Genomic DNA, 801 nt, shown 5'->3' with positions numbered 1-801 from the left:
CTGCAAAACAAGCAATTGATGACGCATTGAAAGCTAAGAACGACGCGATTGATGCCAACAATGACTTAACAGACGAAGAAAAAACTGCGGCGAAAGCTGATGCGAAAGCAAAAGCAGACGCAGCGAAGCAAGCAATCGACAAGGCGACAACAAATGATGCAGTAACGCAAGCTAAAAACGACGGAGCAACATCAGTAGATTCGGTGACTCCAACTCCGGTAGCCAAACCAGCAGCTAAGAAAGCCATCGATGACGCATTGAAAGCTAAGAACGACGCAATTGATGCCAACAACGATTTGACTGCTGAAGAAAAAGCCAAAGCTAAGGAAGACGCGAAAGTCAAAGCCGATGCAGCGAAGACTGCAATCGACAAGGCGACAACAAATGCAGCGGTGGAACAAGCTAAGGCTGATGGAGCAACAAGTGTAGACTCAGTGACTCCAACAGCCCAAGCGAAGCCAGCGGCAAAACAAGCCATCGATGAAGCATTAAAAGCAAAAGAAGCAGCAATAGATGCCAACAATGACTTAACAGCAGAAGAAAAAACAAAAGCTAAAGAAGATGCGAAAGCCAAAGCAGACGCAGCAAAACAAGCAATTGATCAAGCAACAACAAATGCAGCGGTGGAACAAGCTAAGGCTGATGGAGCGACAAGTGTATCTTTAGTAACACCAACAGCGCAAGCGAAGCCAGCTGCAAAACAAGCCATCGATGAAGCATTAAAAGCAAAAGAAGCAGCAATAGATGCCAACAATGACTTAACAGCAGAAGAGAAAGCCAAAGCTAAGGAAGACGCCAAAG

The 801-nt window shown here is 45.7% G+C and carries 1 protein-coding gene; it reads left to right on the top strand.

The window, feature by feature from the left end; all coding sequences use genetic code 11:
* Positions 1-801, top strand: an 801-nt coding sequence (locus HMPREF2764_RS06730; protein ID WP_148129367.1) for a DUF1542 domain-containing protein, incomplete at both ends; no start/stop codon positions are given.

The sequence above is a fragment of the Streptococcus sp. HMSC073F11 genome (genome assembly GCF_001810785.1).
Lineage (GTDB): Bacteria > Bacillota > Bacilli > Lactobacillales > Streptococcaceae > Streptococcus.
Note: the sequence above shows the minus strand (reverse complement) of the source record. Positions and strands in the feature narration are given on the sequence as shown.